General features: G+C 72.6%; 16 protein-coding genes and 1 riboswitch. Of the genes, 4 read left to right on the top strand and 12 right to left on the bottom strand.

Annotated elements, in window-relative coordinates; translation table 11 throughout:
- Positions 1–41: 41 nt before the first annotated feature.
- Positions 42–1,415, top strand: a complete 1,374-nt coding sequence (locus Nocox_RS18985; protein ID WP_020539821.1) for an RNA polymerase sigma factor — start codon at positions 42–44, stop codon at positions 1,413–1,415.
- Positions 1,416–1,505: 90 nt separating this feature from the next.
- Here the strand turns inward: Nocox_RS18985 and Nocox_RS18980 are convergent, their stop codons facing one another.
- Complete coding sequence (locus Nocox_RS18980) at positions 1,506–1,904, bottom strand: hypothetical protein (protein WP_026213671.1); 399 nt, start codon at positions 1,902–1,904, stop codon at positions 1,506–1,508.
- A gap of 114 nt (positions 1,905–2,018) precedes the next feature.
- Here Nocox_RS18980 and Nocox_RS18975 point away from each other — a divergent pair, with 114 nt between their 5' ends.
- On the top strand, positions 2,019–2,579 hold the full coding sequence (locus Nocox_RS18975; protein ID WP_033407575.1) for a TetR/AcrR family transcriptional regulator C-terminal domain-containing protein: 561 nt from the start codon (positions 2,019–2,021) through the stop codon (positions 2,577–2,579).
- A gap of 154 nt (positions 2,580–2,733) precedes the next feature.
- Positions 2,734–2,919 carry a DUF5999 family protein gene (locus Nocox_RS18970; protein WP_020539824.1) on the top strand — a complete coding sequence of 62 codons (186 nt, stop codon included), beginning with the start codon at positions 2,734–2,736 and terminating at the stop codon, positions 2,917–2,919.
- Positions 2,920–2,928: 9 nt separating this feature from the next.
- On the opposite strand, the gene Nocox_RS18965 is transcribed toward Nocox_RS18970, so the two are convergent.
- On the bottom strand, positions 2,929–3,549 hold the full coding sequence (locus tag Nocox_RS18965; RefSeq protein ID WP_033407468.1) for an alpha/beta hydrolase family protein: 621 nt from the start codon (positions 3,547–3,549) through the stop codon (positions 2,929–2,931).
- Positions 3,550–3,632: 83 nt separating this feature from the next.
- Between Nocox_RS18965 and Nocox_RS18960 the strand changes: the two genes are divergently transcribed.
- A complete protein-coding gene (locus Nocox_RS18960; protein WP_020539826.1) occupies positions 3,633–4,004 on the top strand; it encodes a hypothetical protein in 372 nt (123 codons plus the stop codon).
- A 19-nt stretch (positions 4,005–4,023) separates the two neighbouring features.
- Here the strand turns inward: Nocox_RS18960 and Nocox_RS18955 are convergent, their stop codons facing one another.
- The 10 genes from Nocox_RS18955 to Nocox_RS18910 all read right to left on the bottom strand — a co-directional run bounded on the left by Nocox_RS18955 (position 4,024) and on the right by Nocox_RS18910 (position 15,515).
- Positions 4,024–4,812 (bottom strand): tetratricopeptide repeat protein, encoded by a 789-nt coding sequence (locus tag Nocox_RS18955; RefSeq protein ID WP_020539827.1) that lies wholly within the window; start codon positions 4,810–4,812, stop codon positions 4,024–4,026.
- A gap of 111 nt (positions 4,813–4,923) precedes the next feature.
- Positions 4,924–7,806 (bottom strand): aminomethyl-transferring glycine dehydrogenase, encoded by a 2,883-nt coding sequence (gcvP, locus tag Nocox_RS18950; protein WP_020539828.1) that lies wholly within the window; start codon positions 7,804–7,806, stop codon positions 4,924–4,926.
- Between the two features lie 169 nt (positions 7,807–7,975).
- Positions 7,976–8,076: riboswitch (glycine riboswitch) on the bottom strand.
- A 49-nt stretch (positions 8,077–8,125) separates the two neighbouring features.
- Positions 8,126–8,746, bottom strand: a complete 621-nt coding sequence (locus tag Nocox_RS18945) for a MerR family transcriptional regulator (protein ID WP_026213673.1) — start codon at positions 8,744–8,746, stop codon at positions 8,126–8,128.
- 147 nt (positions 8,747–8,893) lie between these two features.
- Positions 8,894–9,364 (bottom strand): bifunctional nuclease family protein, encoded by a 471-nt coding sequence (locus Nocox_RS18940; RefSeq protein ID WP_020539830.1) that lies wholly within the window; start codon positions 9,362–9,364, stop codon positions 8,894–8,896.
- A 130-nt stretch (positions 9,365–9,494) separates the two neighbouring features.
- The gene (ftsR, locus tag Nocox_RS18935) at positions 9,495–10,148 is read right to left on the bottom strand and encodes a transcriptional regulator FtsR (RefSeq protein ID WP_026213674.1); all 654 of its coding nucleotides are present in this window, start codon (positions 10,146–10,148) and stop codon (positions 9,495–9,497) included.
- A complete protein-coding gene (locus Nocox_RS18930) occupies positions 10,145–10,657 on the bottom strand; it encodes a double zinc ribbon and FHA domain-containing protein (protein ID WP_026213675.1) in 513 nt (170 codons plus the stop codon). Before Nocox_RS18930 ends, ftsR begins: the two co-directional genes overlap by 4 nt.
- A 292-nt stretch (positions 10,658–10,949) precedes the next feature.
- Positions 10,950–13,454, bottom strand: coding sequence for a mannose-1-phosphate guanyltransferase (locus tag Nocox_RS18925; RefSeq protein ID WP_020539833.1), 2,505 nt, complete (start codon positions 13,452–13,454; stop codon positions 10,950–10,952).
- A gap of 4 nt (positions 13,455–13,458) precedes the next feature.
- Entirely contained in the window at positions 13,459–14,040 is a 582-nt protein-coding gene (gene clsA / locus Nocox_RS18920) for a cardiolipin synthase ClsA (protein ID WP_020539834.1), read from the bottom strand.
- 65 nt (positions 14,041–14,105) lie between these two features.
- Positions 14,106–14,897, bottom strand: a complete 792-nt coding sequence (locus tag Nocox_RS18915; RefSeq protein WP_020539835.1) for a GNAT family N-acetyltransferase — start codon at positions 14,895–14,897, stop codon at positions 14,106–14,108.
- A gap of 24 nt (positions 14,898–14,921) precedes the next feature.
- Positions 14,922–15,515, bottom strand: coding sequence for a phosphoribosylanthranilate isomerase (locus Nocox_RS18910; RefSeq protein WP_020539836.1), 594 nt, complete (start codon positions 15,513–15,515; stop codon positions 14,922–14,924).
- Positions 15,516–15,520: the final 5 nt, after the last annotated feature.

The raw sequence follows: 15,520 nt of genomic DNA, 5'->3' as shown, positions 1-15,520 counted from the left end.
CTGCCTGATCGCTTCTTACTCCGTACGGAGGAGGTGTCCTCATGCCCAGAACCGCCGTGGCGACCCCGCACGCGACTCTCGACCAACTGATCGAACGAGGACGTTACCAGGGTCACCTTTCTCTGGCGGAGCTGCGTGACGCGTTCGCCCAGGCCGGCGTCAGCCCTTCCGAGGGCCGCACGATCCTGCGCGAGCTCTCCGAGGCCGGCGTCAGCCTGGCCGCCGAGAACGAGCCGTCTCTCAGCAAGACCGCCCCCGGAAAGACCCGCAAGACCGACGAGTCCACGCCCGCCGAGGAAGACGCCCCGAAGAAGACCCCGTCCCCGCGTGCAAAGGCTACCGGCCGCAAGGCCGCCAAGGCAAAAAGCACCGCGCCCAACGGCGCCGGCGAGAACGCGGCGCCCGCCGACGGCAAGCCGGAGCACGAGGAGGACGTCCCCGACGACCTCGTGATCGAGGAGGCCGAGCTGGAGCACGAGCAGGTCGACCTGGACGACACGCAGTCGGTCATGGGCGACTCGGTGCACACGTACCTGAAGTCGATCGGCCGCCGCACCCTGCTGACCGCCGCCCAGGAGGTCGAGCTGGCCCGGCGCATCGAGGCCGGCCTCTACGCCGAGTACAAACTGGAGACCCAGCCCGACCTGGCACCGGACGTCCGCGACGACCTGCGCCTGGTGGTCGAGGACGGCCGGCGGGCCAAGGACCACATGTTGGAGGCCAACCTCCGGCTGGTGGTCTCGGTGGCCAAGAAGTACACCGACCGCGGCATGTCGCTGCTGGACGTGGTGCAGGAGGGCAACCTCGGCCTCATCAGGGCCGTGGAGAAGTTCGACTACACCAAGGGCTTCAAGTTCTCGACGTACGCGATGTGGTGGATCCGGCAGGCCATCCAGCGCGGCTTCGCCGACTCGGCCCGGACGATCCGGCTGCCCGTCCACGTGCTGGAGATGCTCTCCAAGCTGTCGCGCGTGGAGCGGGACATGCACCAGCGCCTCGGCCGCGAGCCCACCCCCGAGGAGCTGGCCGTCGAGCTGGACAAGACCCCCGACCAGATCGAGGAGCTGCTGCGCACCAGCCGCCAGCCGATCTCCCTCAACGCGACGATCGGCGAGGACGGCGAGACCACGATCGGCGACCTCATCGAGGACGTCGACTCGCCGGAGGCGTCGGAGATCGTCGACCGCCAGTTGCTGGGCGACCAGCTCCGCGGCGTGCTCGACAACCTCTCGCCGCGCGAGTCGAAGATCATGGCGCTGCGCTTCGGCCTGGTGGACGGCAAGCCGCACACCCTGGACGAGATCGGCAAGCACCTGGGCCTGACCCGGGAGCGGATCCGCCAGCTCGAGAAGGAGTCGCTGTCGAAGCTGCGGCACCCGAGCAACACCCGCCCGCTGCTCGACTGGGCGAGCTGAGCCCCCCGCCCGAGCACACCGGAAGCCCCGGCGCCCCTCACGAGGAGGAGCGCCGGGGCTTCCGCGTGTCCAGCCCCGGGGCCCGCGTGACTACTGGGTCGCGGGGACCGGGCGCGGGACGCGCGGGATGCCCCACAGGCGGTTCTCCTCGCGCAGCGTGCGCAGCCGGTCGACCTCGGCCGTCCACTCGCGCCCGCGCGGCGTCGCCCTGGCCTTGCGGCGGGCGATGCGGTCGTCGTAGGACTTGACCCCGAAGGTGGCCCGCCGGCCCGCCTCGGCGGCGCGCAGCGCCTCGGTCAGCGCGTGGTCGAACGCCCGGCCCGCGGCCAGCAGCTCGATCTCGTCGGCCGCCGCGGCCCGCAGCTCCCGCAGCGTCCGCTCGGCCTGCCGGGCCCGCTCCAGCAGCTCGGGATAGCTCCTGGAGATCTCGCGGTCCGCGTGGTAGCGAACCTCGGCCTCCCGGCTCACCCGCGGACGGAAAAACGCCATGGACCCTGCCCCTTCACCAGCCGGTAAGTCATGCCAGGCCCAAGAGTACGCCTCCCCGCGACACGTGCGGAAATCGCCCCGCGGCGCCGCCCTTTACATAGTAAGATGATCTTCATGCCCGCCAAGAGACCACCGATCCCCCTCTCCCGCGAGCGGATCATCGAGGCCGCGCTGCACATCGCCGACAGCCAGGGGCTGCGCCGGCTCACCATGCGCCGCCTCGGCGACGCGCTGCAGGTCGAGGCCATGGCCATCTACCACCACCTGCCCCGGGGCAAGGAGGCGCTGATGGACGCCCTGGCCGAGCACGTGACCACCGTCCACGTCGAGCAGCGCCCCACCTGGCAGGAGACGGCCAAGGCGTGGTGCCGGGCGGAGCGGGAGCTGCTGCGCGAGCACCCCGGCGTGCTGGCCCTGGCCCTCACCAAGCCGCCCAAGGGCACCACGCTCATCGCCCTGCGCGAGCAGACCGAGCAACTGGCCGACGGCGGCCTCGGCGACGCCCCCGACGCGGTGCGGGCGCTGCGCGCGTTCGTGTACGGCAGCGTCGCCGTCGAGATCCAGCGCTCCGGCTGGGCCGATCCCGAGGTCGACGAATGGGTACGGCGGGACGAACGTGCCGACGCGGACTTCGAGCGCGGACTTGACGCTCTTCTCAAGGGTTTGCAAACGTGATGCGCGTGTCGCGCTTGGCCCGTTATCCTGCATAAGGCACCCTGTGTCGAAGGTCACACGTCACGGTGACGGCACCGCACGCGCCAAAAGAACAACCCGAGCCGCTCCCGCCCCTCACAACGGGAGCATCCCACGAGATATCGGAGGCACGCCGATGTGCCCGCACGTCCCGGCCTGTCCGGATGCAGAGGCGCCCGACCGCGAGGCGGCACGCACCCTCGCCTGCCATCCCGAGCAGGGGTGGAGCCTGCTCTGCAACGGCGTGGTCCTGTTCGAGGACACCGGGGAGCTCCTGCCGAGCGGCGCCACGATCGAGCCGCACCGCCCCGTGGGCGTCTGAGCCCCCGGCCTAGGAGAGCCGCCGGCTCCGCCGGCCGGTCAGCGCGTAGCGGCCCAGCCACTCCGCCACGATCCCGCCGACCCGGGCGGGATCCTTCTTGAGGTCGTGCCCCTCGCCGGGCAGCACCACCAGCCGCGCCGCGTCCGCCGCGTCGGGGACGCCGAACGGATCACGGTCGCCGTTGACGACCAGCACGTCCACCCCCGCACCGCGCAGCTCGCCGGCCCTGGACCTGTCGGGCCGGCCCGGCGGGTGCAGGGGGAAGGCCAGCGCCACCACCGCCGCCGCGCCCACCGCCGCCGCGGTGCGGCAGGCCACCCGCGCCCCGTTGCTCCGCCCGCCCTGCACGAGGGGCAGGCCGGGCCGGCGCGCCCGCAGCTCCGCCAGGACCGCCTCCCACGCCTCGTCCTGCCGGGCCGGCGAGCCGGGGGCCCGCGCCCCCGCCAGCCGGAACGCCTGCGTCACCCGGGCCACCCCGAACCCCGCCGCGAGCGCCGCGTCGCGCACGGCCAGCAGGTCGGGGGCGTCCACTCCCCCGGCCGAGCCGTGGGTGAGGACGAGCAGCAGCCGCGGGTCGTCCGGCTCCTCCAGATCCACCCGTGCCGGCCCCCGCGGGGTCGTGATCTCCATGGTGCAGAACGGTACCTTCGGAGGAGGCCGCAGTGGCTCTCAGGGCTGATGACGGCGCGCCGCGCGTGCAGCATGATGTCCTCATGCAGCACGATCGTCCTCTCCGTGAGGACCTCAAGGCCACGCTCGACGCCCGTCGCGACCTCGGCCCCGACTACGAGAACGCGCTCCTCGAGTCCTTCGCCGACCGCCTCGACGAGACGATCGCCCTCCGGGTGCGGGCCGAGCTGGCCGCCCACGGCGCCGGGCCCGGCCCCTACGGAGCCGGCCCCCGGCCCAAGGCCAAGAGCCCGGGCTCCGCGATGATCCCGATCGCGCTGGGCTCGCTCGGCATCGGCGTGCCGCTGACCGCGATCGCGTCGAGCAACGCGGGCCTGCTGGGGCTCACCATCTCCTGGATCGCCATCGTCATCATCAACGTGGCCGCCGCTGCGGCCATCATGCGCCGCGACTGACCCGGCCCGGCGGACGGGGTCAGGAGTCGCGCTCGTAGCGCAGGCGCACCTCGGCGGCGAGCGTCTCGTCGGCGTGCCCCAGCCCGTACGACCACACCTGGTCGGCGTCCTCCGGCCGCCCGCGCAGCGGCAGTGTGCGGGCCAGCAGCTCGATGGCCAGGGCGCTGGTCTGGGCGTCGGCCCCGCTCTCCACGGTCTCGGCGAACTCGGCGCAGGCCAGCTCCAGGTGCGCGATGCCGAGCCGCACCCGCAGCCCCGGCACCTCGGACTCGGGGGCGATGCCGAGGGCCTCGATGAGCACGTCGGCCGCCTGGCCGGGCTCGCCGTGCTCCAGCAGCAGGTCGGCGAGCTGCCGCGCGGCCAGCGCCGCCACCTGCTCGTCGCCGGTCGCCACGGCCTCGCGCAGCTCCGTCTCCGCCTCGCCCAGGGTCTCGGCCAGCCGGGCCAGCGCCAGGTGGGCGTGCGGCAGGTAGGCGGGGGTGCCGACGCCCAGCACGGCCTGCCAGGCGGCTCTTGCCTGCTCGGTGCGTCCTTCGCGTTCGAAGCCCTGGGCCAGGTGGCAGGCGGCCTGGGCGGCGTACTCGGGGTGGTTGGTGGCCAGGGCGGTGCGGGCGGCCGCGCGGGCCGCCTCGACGTCGCCGCGCTCCTCCAGCACCACGGCGAGCCCGACGGCGGCCTGGGCGCGGTCGGGCCCCTCGGGGTCGGCGACGAGCCGCCGCAGGATCGCCGCGGCGCCGTCGAGGTCACCGCTCTCGGCGAGCCGGCGGGCGGTGTCGAGGGGCGGGGTCTCCAGCTCCGATGACGTCAAGAGAGCTCCTTACGGCGCCGCGTGGCCTGGGTCGCACCGAAGCCTAACCACTTCCGGCGATCATGTCTGCTCACTTGACGATGCCGGACTGGATCCCCGCCCGCGGCCGGCTCAGTCCTCGTACGCCTCCAGCGGAGGGCACGAGCAGACCAGGTTGCGGTCGCCGTAGGCCTGGTCGATGCGGCGCACCGGCACCCAGTACTTGCCCTCGCGCAGCGACGCCACCGGATAGGCGGCCTCGCTCCGGGTGTAGGGGTGCGGCCACTCGTCGGCGGTGACCGACTCGGCCGTGTGCGGGGCGTTGCGCAGCGGGTTGTCGGCCGGGTCGTACGCGCCCGACGCCACCTTGGCGATCTCCTCGCGGATGGCGATCATGGCGTCGGCGAACCGGTCGAGCTCGCCGAGGTCCTCGCTCTCGGTGGGCTCGATCATGAGCGTCCCCGCCACGGGGAACGACATGGTGGGCGCGTGGAAGCCGTAGTCGATGAGGCGCTTGGCCACGTCGTCCACGGTGACGCCGGTCTCCTTGGTGATCTGCCGCAGGTCGACGATGCACTCGTGCGCGACCAGCCCGCCGCGCCCGGTGTAGAGCACCGGGTAGTGCGGGGCCAGCCGCCTGGCCAGGTAGTTGGCCGACAGGATGGCCTGCTCGGTGGCGGCGGTGAGGCCGTCGGCGCCCATCATCCTGATGTAGGCCCACGAGATCGGCAGGATGCCCGCCGAGCCGTGCGGAGCGGCCGAGACCGGGCCGACGGGGGTGCCGCCGGTCAGCGGGTGGCCGGGCAGGTAGGGGGCCAGGTGGCCGCGGACCGCGACCGGGCCGACGCCGGGGCCGCCGCCGCCGTGCGGGATGCAGAAGGTCTTGTGCAGGTTGAGGTGGGACACGTCGGCCCCGAACTCGCCCGGCCTGGCCAGCCCGACCAGGGCGTTGAGGTTGGCGCCGTCCACGTAGACCTGGCCGCCGGCCTCGTGCACCTTGGCGCAGATCTCGGTGATGCTCTCCTCGTACACGCCGTGGGTGGAGGGGTAGGTGACCATGATCGCGGCGAGCGCGTCGCGGTGCTTGGCGATCTTGGCGTCGAGGTCGGCGAGGTCCACGTTGCCGTCGGCGTCGCAGGCGACGACCACGACCCGCATGCCGGCCATGACGGCGCTGGCGGCGTTGGTGCCGTGCGCCGAGGACGGGATGAGGCAGACGTCGCGGCCGTTCTCGCCGTTGGCCCGGTGGTAGGCGCGGATGGCCAGCAGCCCGGCGAACTCGCCCTGCGAGCCGGCGTTGGGCTGCAGCGAGACCGCGTCGTAGCCGGTGACCTCGGCGAGCCAGCGCTCCAGCGTGCCGATCAGCTCCAGGTAGCCCTCGGCCTGCTCGACCGGCGCGTACGGGTGCACGCCCGCGAACTCCGGCCAGGTGATCGGCTCCATCTCGGTGCTGGCGTTGAGCTTCATCGTGCAGGAGCCGAGCGGGATCATCGACCGGTCGAGCGCGATGTCCTTGTCCTGGAGCCGGCGCAGGTAGCGCAGCATCGCGGTCTCGGAGCGGTGGCTGTGGAAGACCGGGTGGGTGAGGTAGCCGGACTCGCGCAGCAGCTCGGCGGGCAGCGCGTCGGCGGTGGCCTCGACGTCGACGTCCTGCCCTGGCACGCCGAACGCGGCCCAGACGGCGCGCAGCTCGGCCGCGCCGGTCTTCTCGTCGCAGGCGACCGAGACGTGGTCGTCGTCGGCCCGCCACAGGTTGACGCCGCGCTCGGCGGCGGCGGCGACCACCTCGGAGGCCCGTCCGGGCACCCGGACGAGGACGGTGTCGAAGAACGCGCCGTGCACGACCTCCAGCCCGCCCGCGCGCAGGCCCTCGGCGAGGGCGGCGGCGTGCCGGTGGGCGCGCAGCGCGATGCGGCGCAGGCCCTCGGGGCCGTGGTAGACGGCGTACATGCCGGCGATGACGGCCAGCAGCACCTGCGCGGTGCAGATGTTGCTGGTGGCCTTCTCGCGGCGGATGTGCTGCTCGCGGGTCTGCAGGGCGAGCCGGTAGGCGGGGTCGCCGTCGGCGTCCACGGACACGCCGACCAGCCGGCCGGGGAGCTGGCGCTGCAGGCCCTCGCGGACGGACATGTAGGCGGCGTGCGGGCCGCCGAAGCCGAACGGCACGCCGAAGCGCTGGGAGGAGCCGATCGCGATGTCGGCGCCCAGCTCGCCCGGCGCGGCCACGAGGGTGAGCGCGAGCAGGTCGGCGGCGGCCACGACGAGCGCCCCGGCCTCGTGCGCGGCGGCGGCCACGGCGCGGAAGTCGCGCAGCCGCCCGGAGGCGCCCGGGTACTGGACGAGCACGCCGAAGCACTCGGGCAGCGGGCTCCCGTCGAGCGGGTGCTCGGCGAGCTCGATGCCGAGCGGCTCGGCGCGGGTGGCGAGCACCCGCTTGGTCTGCGGCAGGGCGTCGGCGTCGACCACGAACACGTGGCTCTTGGAGCGGCCGGCGCGCCGGGCGAGGGTCATGGCCTCGGCGGCGGCGGTGGCCTCGTCGAGCAGGGACGCGCCGGCGACGGGGAGTCCGGTCAGGTCGGAGACGACGGTCTGGAAGTTGAGCAGCGCCTCCAGCCGCCCCTGCGAGATCTCCGGCTGGTACGGCGTGTACGCGGTGTACCAGCCCGGGTTCTCCAGCAGGTTGCGGCGGATCACCGCGGGCGTGACCGTGTCGTGGTAGCCGAGGCCGATCATGGAGGTGAGCACCCGGTTGCGGCCGGCCAGGGCGCGCAGTTCGGCGATCGCCTCGCTCTCGCCGACGGCGGCGGGCAGCGTGAGCCGGTCCTTGGCCCGGATGGCCTCGGGGACCGCCACGGCCACCAGGTCGGCGACGGACTCGAAGCCCACGGTCTCCAGCATGCGCTGCTGGTCGGCCTCGGACGGGCCGATGTGGCGGCCGGCGAACGGCGGCTCGGCCAGGGACGTGGGCGCGGACGGCGGCGGCGAAGCCGGCAGGGACTCTGACAGAGCGGTCATGGACGGTGCCTCCCGAGGCTTATGGAGACCGGCGCCGGGGCGCGGGCGGATGCCGGGTCTCCCCCTCTGTCAGCGCGGGCGTCACCGCGACCTGAGAGCTTCGCCTCGAACGGAGGCTTGCACCGTCGGTGAGGCGCGCCTGGCGGGCGTGCCTGCTTTCCAGAGTTGCCTCACCCGAGCGGTACCGGTTGCCTGAGAGATTCCGGGGAGGGTTGCTCCTTCGGCGCCCCAGGACCAGGTGGTGCCCGGGGACTCTCCCGCACGGGGTCGTCAGCCTTACCTGTCCTAGGTTACTACTCTGGACGTTACGGGCGAATTACTACCCCAGGCGCCGGGCACGGCGGCGCTGGGCGAGCTCGTCAGCGGGGTGGTCGGCCGGGACGTTGTCCTCGACCGCCGCGCGTTCCCCCGGCAGCTCCGCGAGGCTTCCCTCGACCTCACGCCAGACCCGGCCGAGCGCGATGCCGAACACGCCCTGGCCGCCCTGGAGGAGGTCTATCACCTCGTCGGCCGAGGTGCACTCGTAGACGCTGACGCCGTCGCTCATGAGCGTGATCTGCGCGAGGTCGGCGACCCCGCGGTCACGCAGGTGCTGCACGGCCGTGCGGATCTGCTGCAGCGACACCCCGGTGTCGAGGAGCCGCTTGACGACCTTGAGCACCAGGATGTCGCGGAAGCTGTAGAGCCGCTGGGAGCCCGAGCCGTGCGCGGCCCGGATGGTCGGCTCCACCAGGCCCGTCCGGGCCCAGTAGTCGAGCTGCCTGTAGGTGATGCCGGCCGCCGCACAGGCGGTGGGCCCGCGGTACCCGATGTCGTCCGGCACGGCCGCCGGACGCTCGTCGAAGAGCAGCCCCTGCTCCCCGGCACGCTGCCGCGCGTCCTCGCGCCGCACCGGATCTTCCTGGCCGGCCGTCTTTCCCTCGCCGCTGCTGACCGCCACGCGGACCTCCGGCTTTCTCTCATCCCGCGGCCCGATCTGGGGGTTCATATAGGGCGACCGCGGGTTTCACTTGCACCGTAGGACCGTGACCATGCTCAGTCAACGATCCGGCTCGGCGCGTCGTGAAGCGTAAATGCACCGAAATACCTACCCCGCCCTGCCAAAGTCCTCGGGAGTGATCGTGTCAAGGAACTCCCTGAACTTCTCCACCTCGTCCTCCTGGTCGTCCGGGATGACCACGCCGGCCTCCTGGACCACCTCCTCGCTGGCGAAGATGCGTGCTCCGGTGCGCAGGGCGAGCGCGATGGAGTCGGAGGGCCGCGCGCTCACCTCCACGCCGTTGGAGAACACCAGGTCGGCGAAGAAGATGCCGTCACGCAGTGCGACGATGTTGACCGCGCGCAGGCCGACGCCCAGCGCGCTCAGCACGTCGCGGAACAGGTCGTGGGTAAGCGGCCGCGGCGGCGGTTCCTCCGCTTGGGCGAGGGCGATGGCCGTCGCCTCGGTCATGCCGATCCAGATGGGAAGGAACCGTTCCCCGTGTGCCTCCTTGAGCAAGACGATCGGTTGATTTGTGGGCATTTCGACTCTTACGCCCACGACCTCCATCTGCAACACGGGCTGCTCCGTATTCCTGACCGGTGACCCGGCACAGCTCTTGGTTCGTCGCTTCTGCTGACTGGCTACTTCATTTCAACGTAACACCCGGGAGGCCCCGATTGCTCCCCGGCCGCCGGTCGGGTCTCCCTCAGCGCCCCAGCACCGAACGTACCCCGGTCCGGACCAGCGACGCGTGCAGGTCGAGCAGCAGGCTGGACAGCTCCCGCGCGGTCTCCTCGGCCTCGCCGATGGCGCCCGGGGCGCGGCGTTTCAGCACCGGCGCGACGCTCTGCTCGACCAGGCCGCACTCGCGCTCGGCGGCGGCCTTGACCGCGCGCAGGTGCCGGGCGCCCAGGCCGAAGCGGGCCAGCGCGCCGACCGTGCGGGCGATCTTGAGCGCCTCCTCGTCGTAGCGGCGGGCGACCGGGGCCAGCAGGCCGTAGTCCTCGCACTCGGCGAGGGTCTCCTCGTCGATGCCGGCGGCCTCCAGCAGCTCGGCGCGGCCGAGCCGGACCTCCTGCCTGTCGGGCACGGCCCGGGGGCGGCCGAAGCTCTCGGCCATGCGGTCCTTGATGACCCGCAGCGGCAGGTAGTGGTCGCGCTGCTCGGTGAGGATGAAGCGGAGCTGCTCGACGTGCAGATGGGTGAACTTGCGATAGCCGGAGGGGCTGCGCTCGGGCTCGATGAGCCCTTCGCCCTCCAAGAACCTGATCTTGGAGATCGTCACATCGGGGAACTCGCCCTGCAGCAGGGCGAGCACCTCCCCGATGCTCATGTGCGAGCGGGCCGCCTGGGAAGTCATGCGCTGTGGTTGCCCCGCATGAGGAAGACCAGCCGGAACTTGCCGATCTGCACCTCGTCGCCGGAGTGCAGCGGAACCTCCTCGATCCGCTCGCGGTTGACATAGGTGCCGTTGAGGCTGCCGACGTCGCGGACGGAGAACTGGCCGCCGCGGTGGCGGTAGAACTCGACGTGGCGGCGCGAGACGGTGATGTCGTCGAGGAAGATGTCGCTCTCCGGGTGACGCCCGGTCGTGGTGAGGTCCTTGTCCAGCCGGAAGCGGCTGCCCTGGTTGGGGCCCCTGGTCACCGTGAGCAACGCCGTGCCGGGCGGGAGCTGCTCCACCAGCGCCCGCTCCTGCAGGAGCATGTCGCCTGTCTCAGCCTCGTACGCCTCGATTCCCGCGACGGAGATCGTCGAAGTGGTGTCCCCTGCGACCTCGAGTCTGGCCAGCGGTGACCCGCAACGGGAACAGAAACGGGCATCCCCGGGGTTGGCGTGCCCGCACTGCGTGCAGTAGACGCTCGGCATCGATCGGCTCGGCCTCCTACCGCGAAGACGCGGCGACGGTGCTCAGAACGCGCCTCGCTTCGCTTTCTTCAAGTTTGCGAATGCCGCAACATACGCTGATCAGCGGCAAAGGTCAACTCGGGGCGCTGGACGGTGGTTTGGACGCAGACAAAGTTACCGCCGCTTCCGCCCCGTGGTCCATGCCGCCGCGCGTTTCTACATTACGATCTTGCGGCGGCCGGCGCGCGCCTGGCAACCGTGGTTCTCGCCACTCTCGCGCCGCTCACGCCGCGTGACCGCTCCCGGACCCGGATCAGCCGGCGGCCCGCTCCACCACCCGCGCCCAGCGCTCCAGGAGCGCCTGGGCGCCGTCCATGTCGGCCGCCTCGGCCCACAGGTCGGTGACGGGCTCGGTGGCGGCGGGCAGCACCAGCACCCAGCTCCCGTCGTCGCGGGCCACCCGCACCCCGTCGGTGGTGTCGACGCGGTAGCCCGCGGGCTCGGCCTCGGCGGCCTCGATGACCGAGCGCATGACCGCGCCCTTGGCCGCCCACGGCGTCGGCACCGTCCGCCGCAGCAGCCTGACCTCGGGGATCCTGGCGTCGATCTGGCTGAGCGAGAGCCGGGTGCGGGCGACCAGCCCGAGGAGGCGCATGAACGCGGCCAGCCCGTCGATGGCCGGGCTGAACTCGGGCACCACGAACCCGCCGCGCCCGTCCGCCGCGAAGATCATGTCGGGGCCGGCGACGGCCGCCGTGAGGGCGTCCAGCGAGGTGGAGGTCCACTGCACCTGCACGCCGTGGAAGCGGCACACCTGCTCGGCGACCCGCGTGGTGGTGACCGGCAGCGCCACCCGGCCGCCCCGTCGCTCGGCGGCGACCAGGTCGAGCACGACGAGCAGGGCGCGCTCCTCGTCGATGAGCTGGCCCATCTCGTCCACCAGGGCGATGCGCTCGCCGACCGGGTCGAAGCGCACGCCGAAGGCCGCCCGCGACGAGCTGACCAGCTCCGACAGCCGTTGCAGGTCGCGGCGGCGCTCGGCCAGCGTCTCGGTGGGCGAGACGTCGTCCAGGCGGGCGTTGACGGTGAGCACGTCCACGCCGACCCGGCCGAGCAGGGTGGGCAGCACCAGCGAGGAGGTGCCGCCCGCGCAGTCCACGACGACCTTCATGTCCCGTACGTCGCCGACGCCGACGTGGCGCAGCAGCTCGTGGGCGTAGTCCTCGATCGCGCGGGACGGGTGGGTCAGCTCGGCGATCTCGCCGGGGAAGGCGCGGCGGAACTCCTGGCGGGAGAAGACCCGCTCCAGCTTGCGCTGCGCGCCGGGGGCGAGGTCGGCGCCGCGGCCGTCCATGATGACGATGTCCACGCTCTGCGGGTCGCCGGGGGTGGTGCGCAGCGCGATGCCGCCCGCGGCGCCCTCCCTGCCGGTGTGGAAGCGGGCCACCGGCAACGGGGCCGCCTCCAGGTCGAGGACGTTGATCGCCCCGGCGGTGAGCGCGCCGTTGACGGCCCGCTTGAGCGCGCGGGCGGCGAGCGAGCAGTCGCGGGCGGTGACGACGTACTCGCCCTTCTTCAGGGTGGTGGCGTAGGCGCTGGCCAGGCGGACGCACAGCTCGGCGGTGATCTCGACGTTGACCAGGCCGCTGACGCCGCGGGGGCCGAACAGGCTGCGCTGGCCCCGCGACTCCCAGATGACGCTGGTGTTGACGACCGCGCCGGCCTCGATGGTCTTGAACGGGTAGACCCTGACGCCGCTGGAGACGTACGCCTCGGACTCGATGACGCACTCGTCGCCGATGACCGCGTTCTCCTCGATGCGGGCGCCGGTCATGACGTCGGTGCTCTTGCCGACGACGCAGCCGCGTAAGTGGGCGCCGGGGCCCAGGTAGACGTTGTCGTGGACGATCGCGCGGTGCAGGAAGGCGCCCTCGCGCACCACGACGTTGTTGCCGAGCACGGTGTACTCGCGCAGCTCGGCGCCCGCCTCGACCTTGGCGTAGTCGCCGACGAGCAGCGGGCCCTTGAGCACGGCGTCGGGGTCGACCGAGGCGGACTCGGCGACCCAGACGCCGGGCGAGAGCTCGAAGCCGCCGAGGTCCAGCTCGACCTTGCCGGACAGGGCGTCGGCCTGGGCCTTGAGGTAGCTCTCGTGCGTGCCGACGTCCTCCCAGTAGCCGCCGGCGACGTGGCCGTAGATGGCGGCGCCGCGCTCCAGCAGGGCGGGGAAGACGTCGCCCGACCAGTCGACGGGCTCGCCGGTGGCGACGGCGTCGAGGATCTCGGGCTCCATGATGTAGATGCCCGTGTTGACGGTGTCGGAGAAGACCTGGCCCCAGGTCGGCTTCTCCAGGAAGCGCTGCACGCGCCCGCCCTCGTCGACGATGATGATCCCGAATTCGAGGGGGTTGGGGACGCGCTTGAGTCCGATGGTGACAAGTGCCGAATTTTCCCGATGAAACCGGATCATTTCGGATAAATCGATGTCCGTGAGAGCGTCTCCGGAGATCACCAGGAACCGGTCGTCGCGCAGGCGGTCGGCGGCGTTCTTGACGCTGCCGGCGGTGCCGAGGGGGACGTCCTCGGTGGCGTACTGGAGATGCATGCCCAGCTCGTCGCCGTCGCCGAAGTAGTTGCGCACCAGCGCCGCCAGGAACTGCACGGTCACCACGGTCTCGGTGATGCCGTGCCGTTTGAGCAGGCGCAGGACGTGCTCCATGATCGGGCGGTTGACCACCGGCAGGAGGGGTTTGGGCTGGTTGGCGGTCATCGGCCGCAGCCGCGTGCCCTCCCCGCCCGCCATGACGACCGCCTTCACCCGCTCACTCCTTCTTGGCCGAGGTCACGAGCCGGCGCACCTGCACCACGTACAGCAGTCCGGCCCACCAGTACAGGCCCGTCCCCCAGAGGGCGAAGGCCCAGCCGACGATCCGGGCTATATCGGCATACCACCCGGAGTGGGAGGCAAGGAAGAGGAGGGGGAAGGCGTACATGAGGTTGAACATCGCGGCCTTGCCCAGGAAATGCACCTGAAGTGCCCGGTAGCCGTGCTTGCGGAGGACGGGGAAGGAACTCGCGACGAAGAGCTCGCGCGCCAGGATGACCAGCACCAGCCACCACGGGATCACCTCCCGCAGCAGCAGCGCCAGGATCGTGGCGAAGACGTAGAGCTTGTCGGCGGCCGGGTCGATGATCCGGCCGAGCTTGCTGGTCTGGTTGAACGCCCGCGCGATCTTTCCGTCGAGCCAGTCGGTGAAGCCCGCGACGGCGAGGATCCCGATCGCCCACCCGTCCGCCTTCGGCCCGAGAACCAGCCACAGGAACACGGGCACACCGAGAAGGCGCAGGAAGCTCAGCAGGTTGGGAACCGTCCAGATCCGGTCCTCGGCGGAAGTTTCGCTCACGCAGCAGACCCTACTGAGTGCGCCAGGTTCCCGCGCAGGCGGCCGGGCCCGTCCCCCGGAGGCGGTCAGGCGCGCAGGAAGGAATGCGTGCGGCCGAGCACGGCGAAGCCGAGCCGGGCGTAGAAGTCCTTCGGCCAGTCCGCCGCGTCGGCCACCAGGAAGATCAGCTCGGCGCCGGCCGCCTCGGCGAGCAGCGCGGTCAGCAGCGCGCGGGCGTGGCCCCTGCCCCGGTGCTCCTCGGCCGTATGGACGTCCTCGATCTGGGCGACGCCGCCGTGCAGGTAGAGGTCGGCGCGGGCGGCGAGCTCACCGCCGGGGGCGCGCACGCCGCGGAAGGCGACCAGGTCGGCGCCCGCGACGCGGTTCTCGACGCGCCGGGCCAGCCCGTCGATCACCTCGTCGCCCACCTCGGGCAGGCTGCGGCGCCAGTCGCGGCGCAGCACCTCCACCAGCTCGGCGAGCTCCAGGGGCTCGGCCGGGGGCGGGTCCTCGGGGACGGCGCCGCGGAAGGCCATGACGAGATCGGTCTCGTGCGCGTAGCCGGCGCGGGCGAACGCGGGCGCGAACGCCTCGCCGAGGCGGTCGCCGGCGACCGCCACCAGCCGGTGGGCGCGGCCGGCCAGGACCTCGTCGGCGGCCCGCAGCACCTCCGCGGGCTCGGCGGGCTCCCACACGAGGAGGCGGTTGTCGTCGTAGGAGCCGGGGTAACGCTCGTCGAGCACGGCCACCCCGCCGGGGACGGGCACCTCGCGCGGGGCGCGGCGGCGGGCGAAGCCGCGCAGGAACGCGAGCGCGCGGGCCAGGTCGGCCGCGTCGCTCTCACGGCGTAAGGGGGCCAGGTGGGCGAAGTCGTCCATCACGTCCTCCGCGACCGGCCGTGCTCAGCGGGCACCGCGCACCGCCTTGAGGAACGCCTCGATGAGAGCGGAATCCTTCACCCCGGGCGCGGTCTCGACGCCGCTCGACACGTCGACCCCCCACGGGCCGGCGGCGGCGACCGCCTCGGCCACGTTGCCCGGGGACAGGCCGCCGGCCAGCAGCCAGCGGCCCGACGGCCGGCCGCGCACGGCCGCCCAGTCCCACGGCTGCCCGGAGCCGGCGTGCGGGGCGTCGACCAGGAGGAGATCCTCGTCGTAGGCGCCGCAGCGCAGGTCGGCCCCGGAGTCGACGGCGCGGACCAGGGTGACGCCGAGGTCGCTCAGGGCGAGGAAGTCGGCGTGCGGGTGCCGGCCGTGGAGCTGGATCGCCCGCACGCCGGAGGTCAGCGCCGCCGCCCGGACCGTCTCAGGGTCCTCGCCGCGGAAGACGCCGACGGTCAGGACGTGCGCGGGCACCAGCGCGGCCAGCTCGGCGGCGCGCTCGGGCTCGACGCGGCGCGGGCTGCGGGTCATGACGAACCCGACGGCGTCGGCGCCCGCCTCGACGGCGGCGGCCACGTGGGCGGGCTCGCTCAGGCCGCAGATCTTGACGTACACACTGA

Origin of the sequence: Nonomuraea coxensis DSM 45129 (genome assembly GCF_019397265.1) — a bacterium.
Lineage (GTDB): Bacteria > Actinomycetota > Actinomycetes > Streptosporangiales > Streptosporangiaceae > Nonomuraea > Nonomuraea coxensis.
This window is presented reverse-complemented; position numbering and strand designations above follow the sequence as displayed.